Annotated in this window: 26 protein-coding genes; 9 read left to right on the top strand and 17 right to left on the bottom strand. The window is 67.7% G+C overall.

Annotation, left to right across the window (positions count from 1 at the left end; all coding sequences use genetic code 11):
• Positions 1–5 precede the first annotated feature (5 nt).
• The gene (locus tag AWC03_RS12680) at positions 6–1112 is read right to left on the bottom strand and encodes a UDP-N-acetylmuramate dehydrogenase (protein ID WP_085240816.1); all 1107 of its coding nucleotides are present in this window, start codon (positions 1110–1112) and stop codon (positions 6–8) included.
• A 26-nt stretch (positions 1113–1138) separates the two neighbouring features.
• Between AWC03_RS12680 and AWC03_RS12675 the strand changes: the two genes are divergently transcribed.
• From AWC03_RS12675 to AWC03_RS12665, 3 genes are read left to right on the top strand one after another with little or no spacing between them, the layout of a single operon-like run.
• Complete coding sequence (locus AWC03_RS12675) at positions 1139–1663, top strand: DUF2505 domain-containing protein (RefSeq protein ID WP_085240815.1); 525 nt, start codon at positions 1139–1141, stop codon at positions 1661–1663.
• A 24-nt stretch (positions 1664–1687) separates the two neighbouring features.
• Complete coding sequence (locus AWC03_RS12670) at positions 1688–2518, top strand: carbon-nitrogen hydrolase family protein (protein WP_085240814.1); 831 nt, start codon at positions 1688–1690, stop codon at positions 2516–2518.
• Positions 2515–3546: an LmeA family phospholipid-binding protein gene (locus AWC03_RS12665; protein ID WP_085240813.1), complete on the top strand. Its 1032-nt coding sequence runs from the start codon at positions 2515–2517 to the stop codon at positions 3544–3546. The genes AWC03_RS12670 and AWC03_RS12665 overlap by 4 nt, the downstream gene beginning before the upstream one ends.
• Positions 3547–3590: 44 nt before the next feature.
• Here the strand turns inward: AWC03_RS12665 and deoC are convergent, their stop codons facing one another.
• The 6 genes from deoC to AWC03_RS12635 form a co-directional block, all read right to left on the bottom strand.
• Positions 3591–4268 (bottom strand): deoxyribose-phosphate aldolase, encoded by a 678-nt coding sequence (gene deoC / locus AWC03_RS12660; RefSeq protein WP_090420252.1) that lies wholly within the window; start codon positions 4266–4268, stop codon positions 3591–3593.
• Positions 4268–4681 carry a DUF2599 domain-containing protein gene (locus tag AWC03_RS12655; RefSeq protein WP_085240811.1) on the bottom strand — a complete coding sequence of 138 codons (414 nt, stop codon included), beginning with the start codon at positions 4679–4681 and terminating at the stop codon, positions 4268–4270. The genes deoC and AWC03_RS12655 overlap by 1 nt, the downstream gene beginning before the upstream one ends.
• Before the next feature lie 4 nt (positions 4682–4685).
• The gene (locus AWC03_RS12650; RefSeq protein WP_067920761.1) at positions 4686–4973 is read right to left on the bottom strand and encodes a DUF2516 family protein; all 288 of its coding nucleotides are present in this window, start codon (positions 4971–4973) and stop codon (positions 4686–4688) included.
• A 78-nt stretch (positions 4974–5051) separates the two neighbouring features.
• Complete coding sequence (locus AWC03_RS12645) at positions 5052–5657, bottom strand: heparin-binding hemagglutinin (RefSeq protein ID WP_085240810.1); 606 nt, start codon at positions 5655–5657, stop codon at positions 5052–5054.
• A gap of 142 nt (positions 5658–5799) precedes the next feature.
• Entirely contained in the window at positions 5800–6222 is a 423-nt protein-coding gene (locus tag AWC03_RS12640) for a helix-turn-helix domain-containing protein (protein WP_085240809.1), read from the bottom strand.
• Positions 6223–6305: 83 nt separating this feature from the next.
• Positions 6306–7532 carry a DUF445 domain-containing protein gene (locus AWC03_RS12635; protein WP_244275255.1) on the bottom strand — a complete coding sequence of 409 codons (1227 nt, stop codon included), beginning with the start codon at positions 7530–7532 and terminating at the stop codon, positions 6306–6308.
• A 288-nt stretch (positions 7533–7820) separates the two neighbouring features.
• On the opposite strand from AWC03_RS12635, the gene AWC03_RS12630 reads away from it, so the two are divergent.
• Entirely contained in the window at positions 7821–8543 is a 723-nt protein-coding gene (locus AWC03_RS12630) for a TetR/AcrR family transcriptional regulator (RefSeq protein ID WP_085240807.1), read from the top strand.
• A 182-nt stretch (positions 8544–8725) separates the two neighbouring features.
• Positions 8726–9589: a cyclopropane mycolic acid synthase PcaA gene (pcaA, locus tag AWC03_RS12625; protein WP_085240806.1), complete on the top strand. Its 864-nt coding sequence runs from the start codon at positions 8726–8728 to the stop codon at positions 9587–9589.
• 26 nt (positions 9590–9615) lie between these two features.
• On the opposite strand, the gene AWC03_RS12620 is transcribed toward pcaA, so the two are convergent.
• The 4 genes from AWC03_RS12620 to AWC03_RS12605 all read right to left on the bottom strand — a co-directional run bounded on the left by AWC03_RS12620 (position 9616) and on the right by AWC03_RS12605 (position 14080).
• Complete coding sequence (locus AWC03_RS12620) at positions 9616–10476, bottom strand: cyclopropane mycolic acid synthase family methyltransferase (protein ID WP_085240805.1); 861 nt, start codon at positions 10474–10476, stop codon at positions 9616–9618.
• Positions 10477–10591: 115 nt separating this feature from the next.
• On the bottom strand, positions 10592–11455 hold the full coding sequence (locus AWC03_RS12615; RefSeq protein ID WP_090421514.1) for a 3-hydroxybutyryl-CoA dehydrogenase: 864 nt from the start codon (positions 11453–11455) through the stop codon (positions 10592–10594).
• Between the two features lie 275 nt (positions 11456–11730).
• Positions 11731–13017 carry an isocitrate lyase gene (aceA, locus tag AWC03_RS12610; RefSeq protein WP_085240803.1) on the bottom strand — a complete coding sequence of 429 codons (1287 nt, stop codon included), beginning with the start codon at positions 13015–13017 and terminating at the stop codon, positions 11731–11733.
• 268 nt (positions 13018–13285) lie between these two features.
• Positions 13286–14080: an acyl-[acyl-carrier-protein] thioesterase gene (locus tag AWC03_RS12605; protein WP_085240802.1), complete on the bottom strand. Its 795-nt coding sequence runs from the start codon at positions 14078–14080 to the stop codon at positions 13286–13288.
• Between the two features lie 163 nt (positions 14081–14243).
• On the opposite strand from AWC03_RS12605, the gene ramB reads away from it, so the two are divergent.
• The gene (gene ramB, locus AWC03_RS12600; RefSeq protein WP_085240801.1) at positions 14244–15668 is read left to right on the top strand and encodes an acetate metabolism transcriptional regulator RamB; all 1425 of its coding nucleotides are present in this window, start codon (positions 14244–14246) and stop codon (positions 15666–15668) included.
• On the top strand, positions 15665–16225 hold the full coding sequence (locus tag AWC03_RS12595) for a carboxymuconolactone decarboxylase family protein (protein ID WP_085240800.1): 561 nt from the start codon (positions 15665–15667) through the stop codon (positions 16223–16225). The genes ramB and AWC03_RS12595 overlap by 4 nt, the downstream gene beginning before the upstream one ends.
• 7 nt (positions 16226–16232) lie before the next feature.
• On the opposite strand, the gene AWC03_RS12590 is transcribed toward AWC03_RS12595, so the two are convergent.
• The 6 genes from AWC03_RS12590 to exaC are packed head-to-tail and all read right to left on the bottom strand — an operon-like array spanning position 16233 to position 20801.
• Complete coding sequence (locus tag AWC03_RS12590; RefSeq protein WP_085240799.1) at positions 16233–16505, bottom strand: hypothetical protein; 273 nt, start codon at positions 16503–16505, stop codon at positions 16233–16235.
• Between the two features lie 7 nt (positions 16506–16512).
• Entirely contained in the window at positions 16513–17907 is a 1395-nt protein-coding gene (lpdA, locus tag AWC03_RS12585; RefSeq protein WP_085240798.1) for a dihydrolipoyl dehydrogenase, read from the bottom strand.
• Positions 17908–17940: 33 nt separating this feature from the next.
• A complete protein-coding gene (locus AWC03_RS12580) occupies positions 17941–18507 on the bottom strand; it encodes a hypothetical protein (RefSeq protein WP_085240797.1) in 567 nt (188 codons plus the stop codon).
• The gene (locus AWC03_RS12575) at positions 18500–18778 is read right to left on the bottom strand and encodes a putative holin (RefSeq protein ID WP_142278379.1); all 279 of its coding nucleotides are present in this window, start codon (positions 18776–18778) and stop codon (positions 18500–18502) included. The genes AWC03_RS12580 and AWC03_RS12575 overlap by 8 nt, the downstream gene beginning before the upstream one ends.
• A 10-nt stretch (positions 18779–18788) precedes the next feature.
• On the bottom strand, positions 18789–19277 hold the full coding sequence (locus AWC03_RS12570) for a DUF779 domain-containing protein (RefSeq protein WP_085240795.1): 489 nt from the start codon (positions 19275–19277) through the stop codon (positions 18789–18791).
• Entirely contained in the window at positions 19278–20801 is a 1524-nt protein-coding gene (gene exaC, locus AWC03_RS12565) for an acetaldehyde dehydrogenase ExaC (RefSeq protein WP_085240794.1), read from the bottom strand.
• 67 nt (positions 20802–20868) lie between these two features.
• Here exaC and AWC03_RS12560 point away from each other — a divergent pair, with 67 nt between their 5' ends.
• Together AWC03_RS12560 and AWC03_RS12555 are read left to right on the top strand one after the other, a co-directional pair.
• The gene (locus tag AWC03_RS12560) at positions 20869–22914 is read left to right on the top strand and encodes a prolyl oligopeptidase family serine peptidase (protein ID WP_169716521.1); all 2046 of its coding nucleotides are present in this window, start codon (positions 20869–20871) and stop codon (positions 22912–22914) included.
• Between the two features lie 10 nt (positions 22915–22924).
• Complete coding sequence (locus AWC03_RS12555; protein WP_085240792.1) at positions 22925–23236, top strand: hypothetical protein; 312 nt, start codon at positions 22925–22927, stop codon at positions 23234–23236.
• The last annotated feature ends 3 nt before the right edge of the window (positions 23237–23239 follow it).

Genomic DNA, 23239 nt, shown 5'->3' with positions numbered 1-23239 from the left:
CCGAGCTACAGCCTGCAGCCCAGCAGCACCGGCTCGGGTTTCAGTGTGACACCAAACACATCGCGGACGCCGTCGCGGATGGTGCGGGCCAGTGCGAGCACGTCTTCGGTGGTGGCGCCGCCGCGGTTGGTCAGCGCCAATGCGTGCTTGGTGGACAGCCGGCACCGGGCCGCCGGATCGGCGGGATAACCCTTGGCGAAGCCGGCCCGCTCCACCAGCCAGCCGGCGGCCAGCTTGACGCCGTCCGGTGCCGGATAGTGCGGGACCGGCCCCTCGAAGCCGGCGGCCAGCCGCTCGTAGACCTCGGGCGCGACGACCGGGTTGGTGAAGAACGAACCCACGCTCCACGTGTCGTGGTCGCCCGGGTCGAGCACCATGCCTTTGCGGCCGCGCAGCGTCAGCACCGCCCGGCGGACCGCCCGGGGATCGGCACGCTCCCCACTGCCGGCGCCCAGCGCGGCCGCGAGTTCACCGTAGCGCAGCGGCGCGCTGCGCCCCGAGGCATCCAGCGCGAACTCGACTTCCAGTACGAGCCAAGGCATTTCGAACCCGGCGTGACCGGTCCGCTTGAACACGCTGGTGCGGTAGCCGAAGCCGAGCTCGCCGCCGGGCACCCAGCGGACCTCGCCGCTGCCGCGGTCGAGTATCCGGACCCGCGTGATGGTGTCGGAGACCTCGGCGCCGTAGGCCCCGACGTTCTGCACCGGGGTCGCCCCGGCCGAGCCGGGGATCCCGGACAGGCATTCCAGCCCACCCAGACCGTGCTCGATGGCGGTGACCACGACGTCGTCCCATACCGCACCGGCCTCCGCGCGCACCAGGTTGCCGTCGACGGCGATGCCGTCGTTGGCCAACCGCACCGCGGTCAGGTCGGTCAGCGTGTCGGCGATCACCAGGTTGGAGCCGCCGGCGAACACCAGCACCGGGCCACGTTCTCCCCCACGGCTTTCGGCGTCCAGCTGTGCCAGCACGTCGAGCACCTGCTGGGTGCTGGCGCAGGTGATCAGGCGGCGCGCCACCGGCCCGATCCGCAGCGTCGTCAGCGGCGCGAGCGACACCGCGTCGGCCACATGCGCGCCGGCGAATGTCGAACCGGCATCGCTGGATTTCATGGCCCGTAACGGTAGCCTCACCTGCTATGCCGCGTTCATTCGACTTGTCGGCCGACTACGACGGCAGCGTTGACGAGGTGCATCGGGCGTTCACCGACGAGACCTATTGGTTGGCACGGCTGGCCGGATCCGGCGTTGACCTCGCAACGCTGGAGTCGATGCGGGTCGGCGGCGAGACCGGGGACGAAGACACCGTCGAGGTCGTCACCGTCCAGGTGATCCACAGCCACAAGCTGCCGGGGATGGTCACGCAATTGCACAGCGGCGATCTGCGCATCCGCCGCGAGGAAACGTGGGGACCGGTAGCCGACGGCGCGGCGCGGGGTACGGTCGTCGGCTCGATATTGGACGCCCCGGTGCACCTCACCGGCACCGCCATGCTGTCGTCGATCCCGAAGACCGGCGGTGCGCGACTGAGCTTCCGGGCCACCGTCCAGGTCCGCGTCCCGATCATCGGCGGCAAGCTGGAAAACATCATCGGCACCCGGCTGGCCGAGCTGGTGGCGGCCGAACAACGGTTCACCACGGAGTGGATCGCCGGAACGGTGTGACCTGCCCGGCCTAAGCTGGCGCCCATGCGAATCGCGTTGGCGCAGATCTCCAGCGGCACCGATCCGGTCGCGAACCTGGAGCTGGTGCGCGAGTACAGCGGACGGGCCGCCGACGCGGGCGCGGACGTGGTGGTGTTCCCGGAGGCGACCATGTGCCGGTTCGGCGTTCCGTTGGCGCCGATCGCCGAGCCGCTCGACGGCCCATGGGCGACGAGCGTGCGGCGCACCGCGACCGACTGCGGGATCGCGGTGATCGCCGGCATGTTCACCCCGGCCGGGGACGGCCGGGTGAAGAACACGCTGATCGCGGCCGGCCCGGGCAGCCCCAACGAACCGGACACCCACTACGACAAGATCCACCTCTACGACGCGTTCGGGTTCACCGAGTCGCGCACCGTCGCACCCGGCCGCGAGCCGGTGGTGATCACGGTCGCCGGCGTGCGGGTGGGGTTGACCGTCTGTTACGACATCCGCTTCCCGGCCCTGTACACCGAGCTGGCCCGCCGCGGCGCGCAGCTGATCGCCGTGTGCGCGTCCTGGGGCGCCGGCCCCGGCAAGCTCGACCAGTGGACGCTGCTGGCGCGGGCGCGCGCGCTCGACTCGATGACGTACGTCGCGGCCGCCGGCCAGGCCGACCCCGGCGCGACATTGACGAACACGGGCGCGCCCACCGGGGTGGGCGGCAGCCTGGTGGCCTCACCGTTCGGTGAAGTCGTCGCGTCGGCCGGCCCGGAGCCGGAGTTGGTGGTCGCCGACATCGACGTCGAACGGGTGGCCAAGGCCCGCGAGAGCATCGCGGTGCTGCGCAACCACTCACATTTCGCTCAGCTCGATAGGGCAGAATCGGTCGGGTGACGAACCCACAAGGACCACCGAACGACCCGTCGACGTGGGGCCGTCCTGGCAGCCCGGGGGCCTTCGGCCAGCCCCCCACCGAGCGGCCAACCGAGCAGATCAATACCGGCGGTGCCGCCGCGCCGCCGCCGTCCGCCGGTCCGCCGCCGGGTCAGACCGAGCGGCTGGGCACGCCCCCGCCGAGCATGCAGCAGCCCGATTACCCGCCGCCGCCTCCACCGATCCCGCCTGCGGGCCCGACGGAGAAGCTGGCCACACCCGGCGGCAACGCGGCGCCGGGGAAGAAGCGCCGCTTCCTGCGCGATCCGCTTTCGGTCGTGCTCGTCTGCATCATCGTGGTCTGCCTGGTGATCGCCGGGCTGGTCGGCGCCGAGCTGTATGTCCGCCACATCGCCAACAGGAAGGTCGCCGAGGCGGTGGCCTGCGAGGTCAAGGATCAGGCCACCGCGTCGTTCGGGGTGGCGCCGCTGATGCTCTGGCAGCAGCTCACCAAGCACTACACGAACATCTCGGTGACGACGGCGGGCAACCAGGTCCGCGACGCCAAGGGCATGAAGATCGCCATCGACATCCGTAACGTCCAGCTCAAGAACACCGCGAATTCCAAGGGCACCATCGGATCGCTCGACGCGACCATCACGTGGACGTCGGACGGGATCAAGGAATCCGTCCAGAACGCGATTCCGGTGCTCGGCCCGTTCGTGACCAACACGGTGACCACGCATCCCAACGACGGCACCATCGAGCTCAAGGGCATGCTGGACAACCTCACCACCAAGCCGGTGGTGTCGGGCACCGGCCTGAAGCTGCAGATCATGAGCTTCAACGCGCTCGGGTTCACGATGCCCAAGGAGTCGGTGCAGTCGACGCTGGACGACTTCACGTCGCAATTCACCAAGAACTACCCGCTGGGCATCCACGCGGACAGCGTCCAGGTCACCTCGACCGGTGTGACCAGTCACTTCTCGACGCAGAACGCGAGCATTCCCACCGGCAACAACAACGACCCCTGCTTCGCCAACCTCTGACGGTCTGAGCCGTCCGGCGCGGGCGCGCTGAGGCGCCGGACCATTCAGCCCAGCCCGTCGAGCACCGCCCGGGTGCCGGACAGGCCCAGCCGGGTGGCGCCCGCATCCAGCATCGCCAGTGCCGCGGTGGCGTCGCGGATGCCGCCGCTGGCCTTTACGCCCAGCCGGCCGCCGACGGTCTGGCTCATCACGGCGACCGCGCGCACCGACGCGCCACCCGCGGGATGGAACCCGGTCGACGTTTTCACGAAGTCGGCGCCGGCATCCTCGGCCGCGCGACACACCTGGACCAGCGTGCCCTCGTCCGTCCCGGACAACAGCACGGCCGACTCCACGATCACCTTCAGCACGGCATCGGGGACGGCGGCGCGCACGGCCGCGATATCGGCCCGCACCGCGCCGATGTTCCCGGCCAGTGCGGCGCCGATGTCGATGACCATGTCGACCTCGGCGGCGCCGGATGCCACGGCCTGTTTGGCCTCCTGCGCCTTGATCGCCGACGTGTGCTTGCCCGACGGGAAACCCGCCACGCTGGCCACCGGTAGGACTCCCCCGGCTCGCACGGCGACGGGCACCATCGACGGCGAGACGCACACGGCGTAGACGCCCAGCTCCGCGGCCTCGGCGACCAGGGCGGCCACGTCCGCCTCCGTGGCCTCGGGCTTGAGCAGGGTGTGGTCGACCATGGCCGCCAATTGGGCGCGGGTGGGTTTGCTCGCCACTAGAACCTTTCCTCGGGTCCGCCCGGGTTGCATCCGGACGCCACCATCTCGGCGTCGTCGACGACGGGTCGCCACGGCTCCAGGTTCCAGCTGACCTTGCCGGGCTCCGCCAGTTCGGCGAACTGCCAGTGACAGATGAACTGAGCGCGCATGCCGGGGGTGTCGGCGTTCGGTGACAGCGCCAGCACCTCGCCCCACGCCTCGTCGGCGAGGGCGGCGTTGGCGGGCTGCGTGGAGGCCAGCCGGCCCGACGGTGTCGGGTAGACGCGCAGGCTGGCCAGGCCATGCCACTGCGCCCACTGGGTGTGGTCGATGAACGGCGGCGACATCGTGACCGGGTCGGCCGCCGCCGCACTGCCCGGGCCCCACAGCGCGACGAGCGCCGCCGCCGGCGCCGTCAGCAGCGCCTTCATCGCGCTAGCGCGACTTACCTTGAATTTCCAGGAGTTTGGGTCGCACGTCGACCAGATACACGCCCGCCGCACACGCGGCGATGGCCATCCCGAGTACCCCGAAGACGAAACTCAGAATGGACGTCAGCGCGACGGCCCCGCCGAGGATCACCAGCCACACCGGCTTGGTCAGCTTGTCGGCGGCGGTGTAGGCGTCGGGCCGCTGCAAGGCGGCATGCACGAACGCGTATACCGCCGTGACCAAGACGGCGATCTGCAAGACCAACATGACGGTACCCACGAGGTGGCTCACGCCTTAAGCGTATGCGGGCGCCATCGGAAACGTCGACTCAGAGTTGCCCGATCGACAACTCCGAGTCGTCCGCTCGACTTACTTCTGGGTGACCTTCTTGGCGGCGGCCTTCTTGGCCGGAGCCTTCTTGGCCGGAGCCTTCTTGGCGGGCGCCTTCTTGGCGACGGCCGTCTGCGCCTTCCCGGCGGCCTCGTCGGACTTCTTGGGCAGCTCGATGCCGACCAGCTTGGCCGCGCGCTCACCGACGGCGCGGGTCTGCGACGCGACGGTGCCCAGCGCCTCCTGGGTCAGCTCGACGGCCTGGTCCACGTAGCCCTCGGCGCGGGCGGAGGCGTCGTCCAGGCCCGTCTGGCTGCGCAGCCGCTGCAGGGCGGCCTCGCCCCGCTCGACCAGCTCGTTGTAGCGGTTGGTCGCCGCGTCCAGGTAGCCCTCGGCCGCCTTGCGCAGTTCGTCGCTAGTGAACCGCTCGCGAAGCTCGCCCAGCTGCTCGGGCAGGTCCTCCTGCAACTTGGTCAGGCGCGCGCGGCTCTCCTCCACCCGCGAGCGGGTGTCGGCGCGGGTCTCCTCCGCGCGGTCACGCAGGTTGGCGATCAATTCGTTGACCGTCGCCAGAGCCAGGTCTGCCGCGCCGAGGGCCGCCAGCAGGGGAGCCCGCAAGTCCTCGATATTCGTGTTGTCCGCCATGGTTTTTCCTTTCATGGTTTTCCGTTGTCGGCGTTCTTGGTGTTGTTGTGGGAGCCAGGCGAGCGGGTGTTTCTCCTCCGGGGTCCGTCGGATCCTCGCTTCTGGGTAACCCGGGCGGTCGGTGGTCTATACCTCACCAGCGCTACCCGATGGGTTCGGACGAACACTCCTCGCTGGTTGGCTCACTGGATTCGTTTTGTTGGGTGAACGATGTGTAGATGTCGAGCAGAACCTGCTTCTGTCGCTCGGTGATCGCGGTGTCGGTGATGATGGCGTCGCGCACCTGGCTCTTGTCGCTGGGCTCGAGGATTCCGGCCCGCACGTAGAGCACCTCGGCGGAGACGCGCAGCGCCTTCGCGATCTGGTTGAGCACGTCGGCCGACGGCTTGCGCAACCCGCGTTCCACCTGGCTCAGGTACGGATTGCTGACACCGGACTTCTCGGCGAGTTGGCGCACCGAGACCTGCGCGAGTTCGCGCTGGCTCCGGATGAAACTCCCGATGTCCGACGCCATGTCGGAGGCGGCGTTGGACACCTTGGCGGAGAGCTTCTCCTCGGGCCCCATCGCGTGCTCCTGGGTCGGACGATCGATCGTGACGACCACAGACTACTACAAGTGCTTGCTATTGCAAGCACTTGTTAGCACTACTAGAAAAGTAGCTGCGCGACGGCGTAGATCACCAGGCCCGCCAGCGAGCCCACCACGGTGCCGTTGATCCGGATGAACTGCAGGTCACGGCCCACGTGGAGCTCGATGCGCCGGCTGGCCTCCTCGGCGTCCCAGCGCTCGATGGTTTCGGTGATGATCGCCGTGATCTCCACCCCGTATTGCGAAACCAGGTGCTGGGCCGCGCGCACGATCCAGTTGTCCACCTTGTCGCGCAGGTCGGCGTCGTCGCGCAGCGACTCCCCGATGCGGACCACCGTGTCGGCGATGCGGGTGCGCAGCGTGCTGGAGGGGTCATCGACGCCCTCGAGCACCAGCCGTTTCAGGGTCTTCCAGGCCGTCGCGGCGGCGTTGGCGATCTCGTCGCGCGCCATCAGCTGTTCTTTGATCGCGTCGGCGCGCGCGATGGTCTCCGCGTCGTTCTGCAGGTCGTCGGCGAATTCGAACAGGAACCGGGTGGCAGACCGGCGCAGCTCGTGATCGGAATTTCGGCGCACCTTGTCGGTGAAGTCCATCAGCTCGCGGTGAATGCGGTCGCCGACCAGGTGGTCGACGAAGCGCGGCGACCACGTCGGCGAGTCGCGCTCGACCACGCGCTGGATGACCTCGCCGGCGTTCAGCGACCACTGGAATGCGCGGTCGGCCAGCAACTGGATCAAGGCCTCCTGCCGGTTCTCGGCCAGCAGGGTCGCCAACACCCGCCCGACCGGCGGCCCCCACTGCGGCTCGGCGATGCGGCGGACGATCATCCGGTCGATCACCTGCTGAACGTCGTCGTCACGCAGCAGCTCGACCAGCACCCGCAGCACCGTCGCCGTCTCGCCGGCCACGCGCTGGGCGTGCGCGGTCTCCGACAGCCACTTGCCGAGCCGGCCGGGCACCTGGGCGTCTCGCAGCTTGGTCTCCACCACCGGCGGCGACAGGAAGTTCTCCCGCACGAAGGTGCCCAGCCCCTCGCCGAGCTGATCCTTCTTGCGCTTGATGATCGCCGTGTGCGGGATGGGGATGCCCAGCGGATGCCGGAACAGTGCGGTCACCGCGAACCAGTCGGCCAGCGCGCCCACCATCCCCGCCTCGGACGCGGCTCCGACGAAGCCCACCCAGGCGCCGAGGTGGGCGTGCGCCTGGGCCCAGCGGCAGGCGAGGAACAGGACGGTGGCGCCGACCAGGAAGCCCAGCGCCACGGCCTTCATCCGGCGCAGCGCCACCCGGCGCTCCGCGTCGGCCTGCGGGTCGGCGCCGGCGAAGGATTCGGCGAACGAGGTGTGTGGACGCCCCGTTCCGGTCGACGGTGGCGTCGGGCTCGGCGCCGCGGCGTGCGGTCCCGACGCTTCGCCTCGAGGCGAGGCTCTGTGTACCACCACTCCATCATCTATCGTTCGCGGGCGATTAGTGTGACGACACTGGTCGGCGGCCCGCGCCGGGATGCGGCCGGAGCCCCAAACACGTCCGCACGCCGTAGTATCGAGGCGTCTAGTGAATGGGATTCGGCGACAGTGGCAGAGCGAACGTTGGCTGCGGCGGTTAAGACGGATGGCCGCAAGCGGCGCTGGCACCAGCACAAGGTGGAGCGCCGCAACGAGTTGGTAGACGGCACGATCGATGCGATTCGGCGGCGGGGCGGCACCCTGAGCATGGACGACATCGCCGCGGAGATCGGCGTCTCCAAAACCGTGCTGTATCGCTATTTCGTCGACAAGAACGACCTGACCACCGCCGTGATGATGCGGTTCACCCAGACCACACTGATTCCCAACATGGCCGCGGCGCTGACGTCCAACCTGGACGGCTTCGACCTGACCCGCGAGGTCATCCGGGTGTACGTCGACACCGTGGCGTCCGAGCCCGAGCCGTACCGGTTCGTGATGTCCAACAGCTCGGCGAGCAAGAGCAAGGTGATCGCCGACTCCGAGCGGATCATCGCCCGCATGCTCGCGGTGATGATGCGGCGCCGCATGCAGCAGGCCGGGATGGACACCGGCGGTGTGGAGCCGTGGTCCTACCTGATCGTCGGCGGCGTGCAGCTGGCCACGCACTCCTGGATGTCCTCCCCCCGCATGAGCCGCGACGAGTTGATCGACTACCTGACGATGCTGAGCTGGAACGCGCTGAAGGGCATCGTCGAGGTCGGCGGATCGCTGCAGAAGTTCCGCGCGGAGCCCCATCCGTCGCCGATCGTGCCGCCCCGTGAGCATGCGGATCAGTCCCCGCTCGAGTGAGCTGCAACGCAGCGCGGCTTTTTGTCAATTCGGTCCGTCTCGTGTGACGCTATGACCGGCTGGGGAGAGCGACTTGCATTGCCGTAGCGGCTAACATGCAGGGGTGCATCGGGGGTGACGCAGGGTTGCGTCGTGCTGGCCGGCGATCCCTGCCTCCGCATAAACGAAAGGCTCTACTCGACATGTCCGTGCAGCTCACGCCGCATTTTGGAAACGTGCAAGCCCACTACGACTTGTCCGACGACTTCTTCCGCTTGTTCCTGGACCCCACCCAGACGTACAGCTGCGCCTACTTCGAGCGTGACGACATGACCCTGGAAGAGGCGCAGCTGGCCAAGATCGATCTGGCGCTGGGCAAGCTGAAGCTCGAGCCGGGGATGACGCTGCTCGACATCGGCTGCGGCTGGGGCGCCACCATGCGGCGGGCCATCGAGAAGTACGACGTGAACGTCGTGGGCCTGACGTTGTCGGAGAACCAGGCCGAGCACGTGCAGAAGACGTTCGACGCGATGGACACGCCCCGCACCCGGCGAGTGCTGCTGGAGGGGTGGGAGAAGTTCCACGAGCCCGTCGACCGCATCGTCTCGATCGGCGCCTTCGAGCACTTCGGTCGCCAGCGCTACGGCCGCTTCTTCAAGATGGCCTACCAAGCGCTGCCGTCCGACGGTGTGATGTTGCTCCACACCATCGTTCGCCCGTCTTTCAAAGACGCCCGCGCGCGGGGCATGAAGCTCACCCGCGAGATCGTGCACTTCTCGCAATTCATCCTGACCGAGATCTTCCCCGGGGGCTGGCTGCCCACACCGCAGACCGTCGGGGAGTACGCGGTCACGGCCGGGTTCGAGCTGACCCGGGTGCACTCGCTGCAGCTGCACTACGCGAGGACGCTGGAGACCTGGGCGGCCGCCCTCGAGGCCAATCGCGAGCAGGCCATCGCCATCCAGTCCCAAGAGGTCTACGACCGTTACATGAAGTACCTGACGGGATGCGCGAAGCTGTTCCGCCAGGGTTACACCGACGTGGATCAGTTCACGCTGGAAAAGTAGCGGAACGAAACCCGGTCCCTCGCCGCCTACTTCACGAGGGTGAACTGGCCGACATTGCTGATGCCCTTGCGGAAGAAGTCCTCGCAGCCGGTCAGGTAGTGCATATACCGGTCGTAGACCTCCTGCGACTGGATCCTGATGGCCTCTTCCTTGTTGGCCTCCAGATTTGCCGCCCATATATTGAGAGTCCGCTCGTAGTGCTCACGCAGTAATTGCACCTTTTCGACCGAGAACCCGGCGGGCTCAGCGAATTTGAAAATATCTTCCTGCGTCGGCAACTGGCCGCCTGGGAAAATCTCGGTGCCGATGAATCGCGCGAATCTTATATCCCTCATCGTCAGCTTGATGCCGAGTGCGGGCATCTGCTGCCATTGATAGGTCAAAATGGTGTGCAAGAGCATCCGGCCGTCGTCGGGCAGGATGTGGTGGGCGCGTTCAAAAAACGCCGGCCAGCGGTCCGCCTTGAAGGCTTCGAAGGCGCCGATGGAGACAATCCGGTCGACCTTGTCCTCGAACTCTTCCCAGCCCTGCAGGCGGACTTCGACGCTGCGCTCGGTGGGGATAGCGGCGAGTTTGGCCTTACTGTAGGCAAACTGGTTGCGGCTCAGCGTGATCCCGATCACGTTGACGTCATACTTCTCGATCGCCCGCTGCAGCGCTCCCCCCCAGCCGCAACCGATGTCGAGCAGCGTCATCCCCGGCTCGAGATTCAATTTGCCCAGCGCCAGATCGAACTTCGCATTCTGCGCCTCTTCGAGCGTCATGTCGCCGCGTTCGAAATAAGCGCACGTATAGCCCATTGTCGGATCTAGGAACAGCGCAAAGAACTCATCCGAAACGTCGTAGATGGATTGCGATTCTTCATAGAACGGAGTCAATGTGGTCATGGGGTTCCCGATTACCCTTTCGTGTATTTAACACGAGCATACTAACCGGAAAACCCAACGCTGTCTTGACTTCCCGAGCGGAATATCGGTGTCGTCGGCGTTGCGCGGCGGGTCGTCAGTAGCTGTAGAAACCCCGGCCCGCTTTTTTGCCGAGCCGGCCGGCCTCCACCATGCGCAGCAACAGCGGCGGCGGACCGTACTGCGGCTCCTTGAATTCCTCGAACATCTTGTCCGCGATCAGCTTCAGGGTGTCCAGACCGACGAGGTCGGACAGCCGCAGCGGGCCCATCGGGTGTGACAGCCCGGCGACGACCGCCTTGTCGACGTCTTCGACGGTGGCAAAGCCGGCCTCCACCATCCGGATGGCCGACAGCAGGTAGGGAACCAGCAGCGCGTTGACGACGAAGCCGGACCGGTCCGAGCAGCGCACCACCTGCTTGCCCAGGACGGCGCTCGCGAACTCCTCGGTGCGCGCGGCGGCGGCTTCGTCGGTGACCAGGGTGCTGACCAACTCGACCAACGGCAGCACCGGCACGGGGTTGAAGAAGTGCAGCCCCAGCACTCTCTGCGGGTTCTTGGTGGCGGCGGCGATCTTCATGATCGGAATGCTGGAGGTGTTGGACGCCAGGACCGCGTCGGGGTCGCCGATGACGCGGTCGAGTTCGGCGAAGATGTCCGCCTTGACGGCCTCGTCCTCGATGATCGCCTCGATGACCAGTTGGCGGTCGGCGAGGTCCTCGAGGTCGGTGGTGAAGGTCAGCTTGCTCAGCGCGCGGTCGCGCTCGCGCTCGGTGACCTTGCCCGCGCTGACCCCGCGCTCCAGGGACTTCACGATGCGGTTGCGTCCGGCCGTGATCAGGGCCTCGGTGGTCTCGAACACCGTCACGTCGACACCGGCACGCACCGAGACTTCGGCGATGCCGGATCCCATCTGGCCGGCCCCGACAACCCCTACCCGCTGAATCGCTGCGTCGCTCACTGTCATCTCTTTCGGTGTCGTATCGTCTTGCACCGCAATAGGCCCCGCCCAGTATCAACTGGGCGGGGCCTACGCTACTTCATCGCCGAACCGGCGCGGAATCGCCTCAACTGGGCCGCAGAAGAACGATTCCGTGCCTGCTCAGCACCCCTCAGTGACTCAGTGACTCGAGCCCGCCGGTTTCACTTCATCCTCGCGGGCCAAAGCCCGCTCGTCCTCAGTGACTCGAGCCCGCCGGTTTCACTTCATCCTCGCGGGCCAAAGCCCGCTCGTCCTCAGTGAAACTGACCCTCTTCGGTGGAGCCGGTCAGCGCGGTGGTCGACGAGGTGGGGTCGACCGTGGTGGCGATGCGGTCGAAGTAACCGGCACCGACCTCGCGCTGGTGCTTGGTCGCGGTGTAACCGCGCTCCTCGGCGGCGAACTCGCGCTCCTGCAGCTCGACGTAGGCGCTCATCTGGTTGCGGGCGTAGCCGTAGGCCAGATCGAACATCGAGTAGTTCAGCGCGTGGAAGCCGGCCAGCGTGATGAACTGGAACTTGAATCCCATTGCGCCAAGCTCCTTTTGGAACTTCGCGATGGTGGAGTCGTCCAGGTGCTTCTTCCAGTTGAAGGACGGCGAGCAGTTGTAGGCCAGCATCTGGTCGGGGAACTCGGACTTGACGCCCTCGGCGAACTTGGCCGCGAGCTCGAGGTCCGGGGTCCCGGTCTCCATCCAGATCAGGTCCGAGTACGGCGCGTAGGCCTTGGCCCGGGCGATGCAGGGCTCGAGGCCGTTCTTGACCCGGTAGAAGCCCTCCTTGGTCCGCTCACCGGTGATGAACGGCTGGTCGCGCTCGTCGACGTCCGAGGTGATCAGGGTGGCGGCCTCGGCGTCGGTGCGGGCGATCACCACCGTCGGCACGTCGGCGACGTCAGCTGCCAGCCGGGCCGAGGTCAGCGTGCGGATGTGCTGCTGGGTGGGGATCAGCACCTTGCCACCGAGGTGGCCGCACTTCTTCTCCGAAGCCAGCTGGTCCTCCCAGTGCGACCCCGCGACGCCCGCGGCGATCATCGCCTTCTGCAGCTCGTAGACGTTCAGCGCGCCACCGAAGCCGGCCTCGCCGTCGGCGACGATCGGCGCCAGCCAGTTCTCCACCGAGGTGTCGCCCTCCACGCGGGCGATCTCGTCGGCGCGCAGCAGCGCGTTGTTGATGCGCCGCACCACCTGCGGCACCGAGTTGGCCGGGTACAGGCTCTGGTCGGGGTAGGTGTGGCCGGACAGGTTGGCGTCACCGGCGACCTGCCAACCCGACAGGTAGATGGCCTTCAGGCCGGCGCGGACCTGCTGAACGGCCATGTTGCCGGTCAGGGCGCCCAGGGCGTTGATGTACTCCAGGTCGTGCAGCTGCTCCCAGAGCACCTCGGCGCCGCGGCGGGCCAGCGTGTGCTCCTCGACGACGCTGCCCTGCAGGGCCACGACGTCCTGAGCGGTGTAGGTACGGCTGACGTCCTTCCAACGCGGGTTGGTGTCCCAGTCCTTCTGGATCTGTTCGGCGCTCTTGGGGGTGCCAACGGCAGACATTGCGCATGCTCCTTAACGATCTTCACTACAGAGGTGGGTGAACGCGTCACCGGCGGTAGCTAGCGGCTCAACTTCGCTGGTGTGCTAACTCGAAGATGGCACAGCCTGACCACGCATTTCCACCCGTTTCATTTGCCAATTTCGGCAACGACTCGGCGTGGATTAGCAAATCTTGCGAAGATGAACCGCAACTGAACCGTTTCAGAATCTACCCGCCGGTAACCAGAATCCGCAGGTCAGCCGGTGAATTAACGGGACGCTTGTCCGGTTAGCGGTTGAAGAGCGCGGCGACCGCTTTGGTCTCGTCGCCGACCGCATATGTGAGCGTTGTAACAGGCCGATCGACGAGCCCAGGACCGAATTGGTCGGTCGATCCGGCCGGATGGAGGTGCGAGATGATCTCGAGTTTGTCGCCCAGCGCCACCGGCGCCTCGTGCTCGATGGTGATGCGCAGCGGCCGCGCCATCAGCGCCAGGTGAGACGCCAGGTAGTCCTCGACGACGCTCCAGTACACCGAGTTGTTCATGTGGTCGAACAGGTCGATGTCGGTGACCCGGACGGGAAACTCGTGGATCTCGACCGCGTCGTCGCGGCTACCCGGCTTCAGGTAGCCCTTCCACCGCAGCCGGTCCACCGACGTCGTCTTGTGCAGGCCGGCCAGGAAGTCGTCGGAGATGCGCGACGGCATCTGGGTCTCCCGGTTGATGTTGATCCAGAACGCCTCGGACTCGATCAGCCCGCCCTTGCGTCCGTCGACGCGGACCCGCATCTCGCACCACCGGTTGGAGGTGCCCGAACACCACCGCCGGCACCGCAGCATGTCCTGGAATTCGATCGGGCGGAGCAGGTCGACCATGGTGCGCCGGACGATCCACAGCGGGTGGGTCTCCTCGAAACCCATCTCGCGCAGCTGGTCCTGGCCGATGTCCTGGATGTGCCGCGCGGCCGCGTCCAGCCGGAGCCGGCCCGTGCGGTCGATGTCGGCGACCCGCAGCGGCCACTCGCGATCGAACACGTCGGGGTGACCGTCGGGCACCGGCATCAGTTCTTTGTCCAGGCTCACGGCTTCGCTCCCCGTTTCCTCCTCGTACGCAACCCCAGGCTTAGCCCTGAGGCCTCCGCTGCGAATCATGCCAACGACCTGGGGCAAAAACCAATTCCGACGCGACCGGCGCCGCTGCGAACTCTGCCAATTTCCGCTTAGCAGGCCCGGTAAGCTGGGTGAAGTGTCCAAGACGTTCGTCGGCTCCCGGGTCCGCCAGCTGCGCAGCGAGCGCGGGTTCTCCCAGGCCGCCCTGGCCCAGATGCTGGAGATCTCGCCGAGCTACCTCAACCAGATCGAGCATGACGTCCGCCCCCTGACGGTGGCGGTGCTGCTGCGGATCACCGAGGTGTTCGGCGTCGACGCCACCTTCTTCGCGCCCCAGGACGACACCAGGCTGGTCGCCGAGCTGCGCGAGGTCACCATGGACCGCGACCTGGACATCGACGTCGACCCGACCGAGGTGGCCGAGATGGTCAGCGCCCACCCCACCCTGGCCCGGGCGGTGGTCAACCTGCACCGGCGCTACCGGATCACCACGGCGCAGCTGGCCGCCGCCACCGAGGAGCGGTACTCCGACGGCAGCGGCACCGGGTCGATCACCATGCCGCACGAAGAGGTGCGCGACTATTTCTACCAACGGCAGAACTACCTGCACGAGCTGGACACCGCCGCCGAAGACCTGACCATCCAGATGCGGCTGCACCACGGCGACCTGGCCCGCGAGCTGAATCGCCGGCTGACCGAGGTGCACGGGGTGCACATCAACAGGAGGATCGATCTCGGCGACACGGTGCTGCACCGGTATGACCCGCAAACCAAGACGCTGGAGATCAGCAACCACCTCTCGCTGGGTCAGCAGGTCTTCAAGATGGCCGCCGAATTGGCCTACCTCGAGTACGGCGACCTCATCGACGCCTTGGTGGAGGAGGGCAAGTTCACCAGCGACGAGTCGCACACGCTGGCCCGTCTCGGGCTGGCCAACTACTTCGCCGCGGCCGCGGTGCTGCCCTACCGCCAGTTCCACGACGTGTCGGAGAATTTCCGCTATGACGTCGAGCGGCTGTCCTCGTTCTACTCGGTGAGCTATGAGACCATCGCGCACCGGCTTTCGACGATGCAACGGCCGTCGATGCGCGGGGTGCCGTTCTCCTTCGTCCGGGTCGACCGGGCCGGCAACATGTCAAAGCGCCAGTCCGCCACCGGCTTTCACTTCTCCTCCAGCGGCGGCACCTGCCCGCTGTGGAACGTGTACGAGACGTTCGCCAACCCCGGCAAGATCCTGGTCCAGATCGCCCAGATGCCCGACGGCCGCAACTACATGTGGGTGGCCCGCACGGTGGAGCGCCGCGCCGCCCGGTATGGTCAGCCCGGTAAAACCTTCGCGATCGGACTGGGTTGCGAGCTTCGCCACGCGCACCGGCTCGTCTACTCGGAAGGACTCGACGTCTCGGGGGATTCAGGAACAGTGGCCACACCGATCGGCGCGGGCTGCCGGGTCTGCGAACGCGACAACTGCCCGCAGCGGGCTTTCCCGGCCCTGGGGCGCGCGCTGGATCTCGACGAGCACCGCAGCACCGTCTCCCCCTACCTGGTGAAGCAGCCGTGACCGCACCTCGGCACGGCCGCATCCCGTCGGGGCGGTTCCGCGAACTGGGCCCGATCAACTGGGTGCTGGCGAAGGCGGCCGCGCGCACGGTGCGGGCTCCCGAGATGCACCTGTTCACCACGTTGGGCCAGCACCGGTTGCTCTTCTTAGCGTGGAGCATCTACAGCGGCCGCGTGCTGCGCGGCCGGCTGCCCGCGATCGACACCGAGCTGGTGATCCTGCGCGTCGCCCACCTGCGCGCCTGCGAATACGAGCTGCAGCACCACCGCCGGATGGCCGCCAAGCAGGGCCTGAACGCGGACCTGCAGGCCGCCATCTTCGCCTGGCCCGAGCGGCTGGACCGCGTCGAGGCGCGCCTGACCGTGCGGCAGCAGGCGCTGCTGGCGGCGACGGACGAGCTCATCAAGGACCGCACCATCACCGACGCCACCTGGCAGCGGCTCGCCGAGCACCTCGACCGGCGTCAGCTGATCGAATTCTGCTTGCTGGCAAGCCAATACGACGGGCTGGCCGCGACGATGGCGGCACTGGACATCCCGCTGGACAACCCGCGCTAGCCCGCGGTCAAAGGTAGACGTTGGCGAAGACGGCCAGCGTCAGCAGCAGCGGCGGCAGGGACAGCGCGAACCCGAACCCCGACCACGCGTAGTTGCGGCGCCGGCGCATCAGCGACGCCCACGTGGTGGCGCAGACGGCCAGGGCGAGCGAGAGCAGCAACACCGTGGGGGCCCACCGGCCCACCGCCGCGTTGTCGTCGGCGATCGAAAAAGCCGCCAGCCACAGGACATAGCCCGCGGCGAGGCCGCCGACGGCCCCCAGAACGACGTCGCTGCGCATGCGGCTGCTAGAAGTTGATCATGTGGCCGACCAGGCCGTGGAAGCACTCCTGCAGCGCCTCGGACATGGTCGGATGGGTGTGCACGTTGCGCGCCAGCTCGGTGGCGGTCAGGTCCCACTTCTGCGCCAGCGTCAGCTCAGGCAGCAGCTCGGACACGTCGTGGCCGATCAGGTGCCCGCCCAGCAGCTCGAGGTGTCTGGCGTCGGCGACCAGCTTGACGAAGCCGCTGGGGTCGCCCAGGCCGTGGGCCTTGCCGTTGGCGGTGAACGGGAACTTGGCCACCACGACGTCGTAACCTTCGTCGCGGGCCTGCTGCTCGGTCAGTCCGAAGCTGGCCACCTGCGGCTGGCAGAAGGTGGCCCGCGGCAGCATCCGGCAGTCGCCGAGCGGCAAAGTCTCGGCGCCGGCGATGGTTTCGGCCGCCACCACGCCCATGGCCTCGGCGACGTGGGCCAGCATGAGGAAGGCGGTGACGTCGCCGATGGCGTAGATGTGGGGCACGCTGGTGCGCATGTACTCGTTGATGCCGATACCCCGGTGTTCGTTCAGCGCCACGCCGGCCTTCTCCAGCCCGTAGCCCTCGACGTTGGGCGCGAACCCGATGGCCTGCAACACCTTTGCGGCCTTGAGCTCCTCGGGCTTGCCGTCCTTGCTGACGGCCACGGTGACCTCGCTGCCGTTGTCGTCGATGGACTCGACCTTGGTGCCGGTGAGGATCTTGATGCCCAGCTTCTTGAACTGCTTCTCGATCTCCTTGGAGACCTCGGCGTCCTCGTTGGGCAGCGCGCGCGGCAAGAACTCCACGATGGTCACGTCCACGCCGTAGTTGCGCATGACGTAGCCGAACTCCATGCCGATCGCGCCGGCGCCGGCGATGACGATCGACTCCGGCAGCTCGCGGGACAGGATCTGCTCTTCGTAGGTGACCACGTTGGCCGACAGCGACGTTCCGGGGACCAGCCGGGTGCTGCTGCCGGTGGCGATGATGGCGTTGTCGAACGTCACGGTTTCGGTACCGCCGTCGTTGAGGTCGACGGACACCGTGTTGGCGTCGGTGAACCGGCCGTAGCCGTGGATCTCGGTGATCTTGTTCTTCTTCATCAGGAAGTGCACGCCGGCCACCCGGCCCTCGGCCACCTTGCGGCTGCGGTCGAAGGCGGCGCCGTAGTCGAACGTCGCGTCGCCGCTCATCCCGAAAGCCTTGCCCTCCTTGGTGAAGATGTGCACCAGCTCGGCGTTGCGCAGCAACGCCTTGGAGGGGATGCAGCCGACGTTGAGGCAGACTCCGCCCCAGTACTTCGGCTCGATGATTGCGGTGTTCAGGCCGAGCTGTGCGGCGCGGACGGCTGCGACATATCCGCCGGGACCGGCCCCGAGGACGACGACGTCAAAATGGGTCACGGCCCCTACCCTAGTGGCCGCCCGGGTCCGGCGTTAATACGGAATGAGGCCGACGAGACAGTGGCCCACCCGGGCGCAGTGGTAATACCCGTCCAGAGGCGCCGCGGCGGCCAGGGAGGCGAACGGCCCCGACATCACCGCCAGCGACAGCGCGGCGACCAGCGGCCTGCCCTCGACCATCGCGAGCAGCACGCCGGCGACCGCGCAGGCCACCACGTAGACCAGGATCACGAACAGCACCGGGGTGACGTCGGCCGAGTGATACCACCAATAGAACAGGCCGAACCCGACGACGGCCGCCACCGACCACACGCCGAGGACGACCAGCAGCAGCTTCCACCACTTGAGGTAGAGGTAGCGGCCGGGAACGGTGACCGGCTGCACCGGCCCGACAGCGGAGTCGACGCCGGAATCCTCCCCAGCGGCGGCCGGCGCGGGCGCCTCGGGCTCGTCGGTCGCCGCGGCGGCCTCCTCACCTTCCGCGTCGTCGTCGGAGAAGTCCGGTATCCAGGACTGCGTCCCGGTGTCCTCGTCGGAATCGGAGAAGTCCGGCACCCAGGACTGGGTGCCGGGGCTGGACGGGGTTTCGTCGTCAGCCACGGGCGGTCACCTGGAGGGCGACGAGCACGCCGAACCAGCCGGTCGCCAGGGCCAGGACGAACGCGCCCAGCGTCGTCACCCACCGGCGTCCGGAGAACAGGATCGTCACCAGCCCGGCCACGCTGGGAATCCCGACCACTGACGCCAGGGCGAACGCGGGGCGCACGCCCGGATGGACCGCCACGGCGAATCCCACCCCGGCGAGTAACCCGACCGCGGCGCCGATCAGCATGGCGGCTGCCAGCGACCGTGGCCGCGGGAGGGGGATCACGATTCCGACATTACTGCGGTCGCCCGCGGGGAGCGCCCGTTCGGAATGCCGCGTCCGCCACCACCTCACCGCGCGCGGCTGGGCGCTCGCCACGTTCGTAGTCGGCCCCGGTGATGACCGGCGCCCGGCGCAGCTCGGCCTGTTCGTCGTCGGTGAAGACGCGGCCGCGGGACAGGAACCGCAGCCCCTCGGGCGCCTCCAGGCTGAACCCGCCGCCGCGGCCCGGGACCACGTCGATGACCAGCTGCGTGTGCTTCCAGGTCTCGTACTGCGGCCCCGAGATCCAGACCGGCACCCCGTCTCCGACGTCGAGCACGCCCAGCAACACGTCGCGGTCGCCGACCAGGAAGTCCCCGCGCGGGAAGCACATCGGCGACGACCCGTCGCAGCAGCCCCCGGACTGGTGGAACATCACCGGGCCGTGGCGGTCCTGCAGGCGGGCCAGCAGCTCCGCGGCCGGAGCCGTGATGACAACTCCTGTTGGAGGCCCGGAACCCATCTAGAAGAACCCCTGCGCCTTCTCGGAGTAGGACACCATCAGGTTCTTGGTCTGCTGGTAGTGGTCGAGCATCATCTTGTGGTTCTCGCGGCCGATGCCGGACTGCTTGTAGCCGCCGAACGCGGCGTGCGCGGGATAGGCGTGGTAGCAGTTCACCCACACCCGGCCGGCCTGGATGTCGCGCCCGGCCCGGTAGGCGGTGTTGCCGTCGCGGCTCCACACCCCCGCGCCCAGCCCGTAGAGGGTGTCGTTGGCGATCGAGATGGCGTCGTCGTAGCCGGAGAACGACGTCACCGCCACCACGGGGCCGAAGATCTCCTCCTGGAAGATCCGCATCTTGTTGTTGCCGGCGAAGATCGTCGGCTGCATGTAGTAGCCGCCGGACAGGTCGCCCCCCAGCTCGGCGCGCTCCCCGCCGGTGATGATCTTGGCGCCTTCGTTTCTGCCGATCTCGATGTAGGACAGCACCTTTTCCAGTTGGTCGTTGGAGGCCTGCGAGCCCAGCATGGTCTCGGTGTCCAGCGGGTCGCCCTGGCGCACCGCCTTCGTCCGGATCGCGGCGAGCTCGAGGAACTCGTCGTAGATGTCGGACTGGATCAGGCTGCGCGACGGGCAGGTGCACACCTCACCCTGGTTGAGGGCGAACATGGTGAACCCCTCGAGCGCCTTGTCCTGAAAGTCGTCGTGCTTGGCCATCACGTCGGAGAAGAAGATGTTGGGGCTCTTGCCGCCGAGCTCCAGCGTGACCGGGATCAGGTTCTGCGAGGCGTACTGCATGATCAGCCGCCCGGTGGTGGTCTCGCCGGTGAAGGCGATCTTGGCGATCCGGTTGCTCGAGGCCAGCGGCTTGCCCGCCTCGGCGCCGAACCCGTTGACGACGTTGACGACCCCGGCGGGCAGCAGGTCGCCGATCAGCGACATCAGATAGAGCACCGAGACCGGCGTCTGCTCGGCGGGCTTGAGCACCACCGCGTTGCCCGCCGCCAGTGCGGGCGCCAGCTTCCAGGTGGCCATCAGGATCGGGAAGTTCCACGGGATGATCTGCCCGACCACGCCGAGTGGCTCGTGGAAGTGGTAGGCGACGGTGTCCTCGTCGATCTGGGACAGCGAACCCTCCTGGGCGCGGATTGCCCCGGCGAAGTAGCGGAAGTGGTCGATCGCCAGCGTGATGTCGGCGCCGAGCGCCTCGCGGATCGGTTTGCCGTTGTCCCACACCTCGGCCACCGCCAGCGCCGTCTTGTGCTCCTCCATCCGGTCGGCGATCTTGTTCAGGACCGCCGCCCGCTCGGCCGGCGCGGTCCTGCCCCACGCCCGGGCCGCCCCGTGGGCGGCGTCGAGCGCCTTCTCGACATCGGCCTCGCCGGAGCGGGCCACCTCGCAGAACGGCTGGCCGGTGACCGGCGTCGGGTTCTCGAAGTAGCGGCCCTGCGCGGGCCGGACCCACTGGCCCCCGATGAAATTGTCGTAGCGGGATTCGTACGACATCAACGCCCCAGCGGAACCTGGACGTGCGAAAACAGTCATCCGCTCTCACTCCTCGTTCGCCTGTGTAATACACCTCACACTACCGCCGGAGGCCACAATGGCTTCCATGACGCCACCAGCCGCCGCTACCCCCGACGACGCCCAAGACCCCTACCTGTGGCTCGAGGACGTCACCGGCGACGAGCCGCTGGACTGGGTGCGGGCGCGTAACGAACCGACGCTGGCGACGTTCTGCGACGCGGACTTCGAGCGGATGCGCGCCGAGGCGCTCGAGGTGCTCGACACCGACGCCCGCATCCCCTACGTCGTCCGCCGCGGCGAGTACCTGTACAACTTCTGGCGCGACGCCGCCAACCCGCGTGGGTTGTGGCGGCGCACCACGCTGGACAGCTATCGCACCGATTCCCCCGAGTGGGACGTGCTGATCGACGTCGATGAGCTGGGGCGAACCGACGACACGAACTGGGTGTGGGCCGGCGCCGGCGTCATCGAGCCGGAGTACACCCGCGCGCTGGTCGCGCTGTCCCGGGGCGGCTCGGACGCCTCGATCGTGCGCGAATTCGACATGGGCAGCCGCGAATTCGTCGCCGACGGATTCGCGCTGCCGGAGGCCAAATCGCAGGTCGCCTGGGTGGACCCCGACACCGTCCTGGTGGGCACCGACTTCGGCGACGGCTCGCTCACCGACTCGGGCTACCCGCGGGTGATCAAGCGGTGGCGCCGCGGCACCCCGCTGGCCGACGCGGAAATCGTGTTCGAGGGCGCCCGCACCGACGTCCGCGTGTCCGCCTCGGTGGATCGCACCCCCGGCTTCGAGCGCACCCTGCTGGGCCGCGCCCTCGACTTCTGGAACGAAGAGATCTACGAATTGCGGGGGCCGGAGCTGATCCGGATCGACGCGCCCACCGACGCCAGCCTGTCGATACACCGGCAGTGGCTCCTGATCGAGCTGCGCACCGATTGGTTCTACGGCGCACAGAGCTATCCCGCGGGCGCCCTGCTGGCGGCCGACTACGACGAATTCTTAGCGGGCACAGCGGAATTGAGTGTGGTGTTCGAGCCCGACGAGCACACCGCGCTGAATCACTACGCGTGGACGCGGGACCGTCTGCTGTTGGTCACCCTCGCCGACGTGGCCAGCCGGGTGGAGATCGTCACGCCGGGCACCTGGCGGCGCGAGCCGGTCCCCGGCATCCCGCCGGCGACCAACACCGTCGTCGTGGCCGCCGACGACACCGGCGACGAGTTCTTCCTCGACTCCAGCGGCTTCGTCACACCTTCGCGGCTGCTGCGCGGCACCGGCGAGGGGCCGCTGCAACAGATCAAGTCCGCGCCGGCCTTCTTCGACGCCGAGAACATCACCGTCGCACAGCATTTCGTGGCATCCGACGACGGCACGCAGATCCCGTACTTCGTGGTGCGGCCCGCCGGCGCCGAAGGCCCCGGGCCGACCATGCTGTACGGCTACGGCGGGTTCGAATCCGCCAACACCCCCGCCTACAGCGGCGTGCTCGGGCGGCTGTGGCTGGCCCGCGGGGGCACCTACGTGCTCGCCAACATCCGCGGCGGCGGGGAATACGGGCCGCGCTGGCACACCCAGGCGATGCGCGAGGGCCGGCACAAGGTGGCCGAGGACTTCGCCGCCGTGGCAACCGATCTGGTGAACCGTGGCATCGCAGGCGTCGACCAGCTGGGCGCGCAGGGCGGCAGCAACGGCGGCCTGCTGATGGGCATCATGCTCACCCAGTACCCGGAGCGGTTCGGCGCGCTGGTCTGCAGCGTGCCGCTGCTGGACATGAAGCGCTACCACCTGCTGCTCGCAGGCGCCTCGTGGATGGCCGAGTACGGCGACCCGGACAACCCGGAGGACTGGGCGTTCATCTCCGAATACTCGCCCTACCAGAACATCACGGCGACGCGTCACTACCCGCCGGTGCTGATGACCACGTCGACCCGCGACGATCGGGTGCATCCGGGCCACGCCCGCAAGATGACGGCGGCGCTGCTGGCCGCGGGGCATCCGGTCTATTACTACGAGAACATCGAGGGCGGGCACGCCGGCGCGGCCGACAACCAACAGGTCGCGTTCAAGGCGGCGCTGACCTATTCGTTCCTGTGGCGAATGCTGGGCCGCGCCGCGTGCGGCTCATAAGATCGTCAACGTGTCGGCGACCCAACGCATCGAGCTCACCCTGCTGGCGACCGGATTGATCTTCATCCTGGCTTCGGCGGCGCAGGCACGCTACCGCTTCATCGGCCACCGCCGCGCCGGCCGGCGGTTCTACTGGGCGACCGCGATCATCGGCACCGCCTGTTTCGCGGTCGGCACCGGCAGGCTCTGGCCCAACGCCGTCTGCGTGGCGCTGATCTTTTCCGGCCTCCTCGTCCTGTCGGCCTACCTGACGACGCCGTATCTCAAGATCGGCGACCGGATCTACGCGTCGTTACCGGAGAACCGCCAGCCCGACCCGTAAGGA

It is taken from the genome of Mycobacterium europaeum (assembly GCF_002102155.1).
GTDB lineage: Bacteria > Actinomycetota > Actinomycetes > Mycobacteriales > Mycobacteriaceae > Mycobacterium > Mycobacterium europaeum.
The sequence above is the reverse complement of the archived record's forward strand: the minus strand, read 5'-3'. Positions and strand labels throughout refer to the sequence as shown.

Bases quoted from the DNA above. Each gene is read 5' to 3' on its own strand.
- AWC03_RS12680 (WP_085240816.1), bottom strand. From the start codon at position 1,112: ATGAAATCCAGCGATGCCGGTTCGACATTCGCCGGCGCGCATGTGGCC.
- AWC03_RS12675 (WP_085240815.1), top strand. From the start codon at position 1,139: ATGCCGCGTTCATTCGACTTGTCGGCCGACTACGACGGCAGCGTTGAC.
- AWC03_RS12670 (WP_085240814.1), top strand. From the start codon at position 1,688: ATGCGAATCGCGTTGGCGCAGATCTCCAGCGGCACCGATCCGGTCGCG.
- AWC03_RS12655 (WP_085240811.1), bottom strand. From the start codon at position 4,681: ATGAAGGCGCTGCTGACGGCGCCGGCGGCGGCGCTCGTCGCGCTGTGG.
- AWC03_RS12645 (WP_085240810.1), bottom strand. From the start codon at position 5,657: ATGGCGGACAACACGAATATCGAGGACTTGCGGGCTCCCCTGCTGGCG.
- AWC03_RS12640 (WP_085240809.1), bottom strand. From the start codon at position 6,222: ATGGGGCCCGAGGAGAAGCTCTCCGCCAAGGTGTCCAACGCCGCCTCC.
- pcaA (WP_085240806.1), top strand. From the start codon at position 8,726: ATGTCCGTGCAGCTCACGCCGCATTTTGGAAACGTGCAAGCCCACTAC.
- AWC03_RS12620 (WP_085240805.1), bottom strand. From the start codon at position 10,476: ATGACCACATTGACTCCGTTCTATGAAGAATCGCAATCCATCTACGAC.
- aceA (WP_085240803.1), bottom strand. From the start codon at position 13,017: ATGTCTGCCGTTGGCACCCCCAAGAGCGCCGAACAGATCCAGAAGGAC.
- AWC03_RS12590 (WP_085240799.1), bottom strand. From the start codon at position 16,505: ATGCGCAGCGACGTCGTTCTGGGGGCCGTCGGCGGCCTCGCCGCGGGC.
- AWC03_RS12570 (WP_085240795.1), bottom strand. From the start codon at position 19,277: ATGGGTTCCGGGCCTCCAACAGGAGTTGTCATCACGGCTCCGGCCGCG.
- exaC (WP_085240794.1), bottom strand. From the start codon at position 20,801: ATGACTGTTTTCGCACGTCCAGGTTCCGCTGGGGCGTTGATGTCGTAC.
- AWC03_RS12560 (WP_169716521.1), top strand. From the start codon at position 20,869: ATGACGCCACCAGCCGCCGCTACCCCCGACGACGCCCAAGACCCCTAC.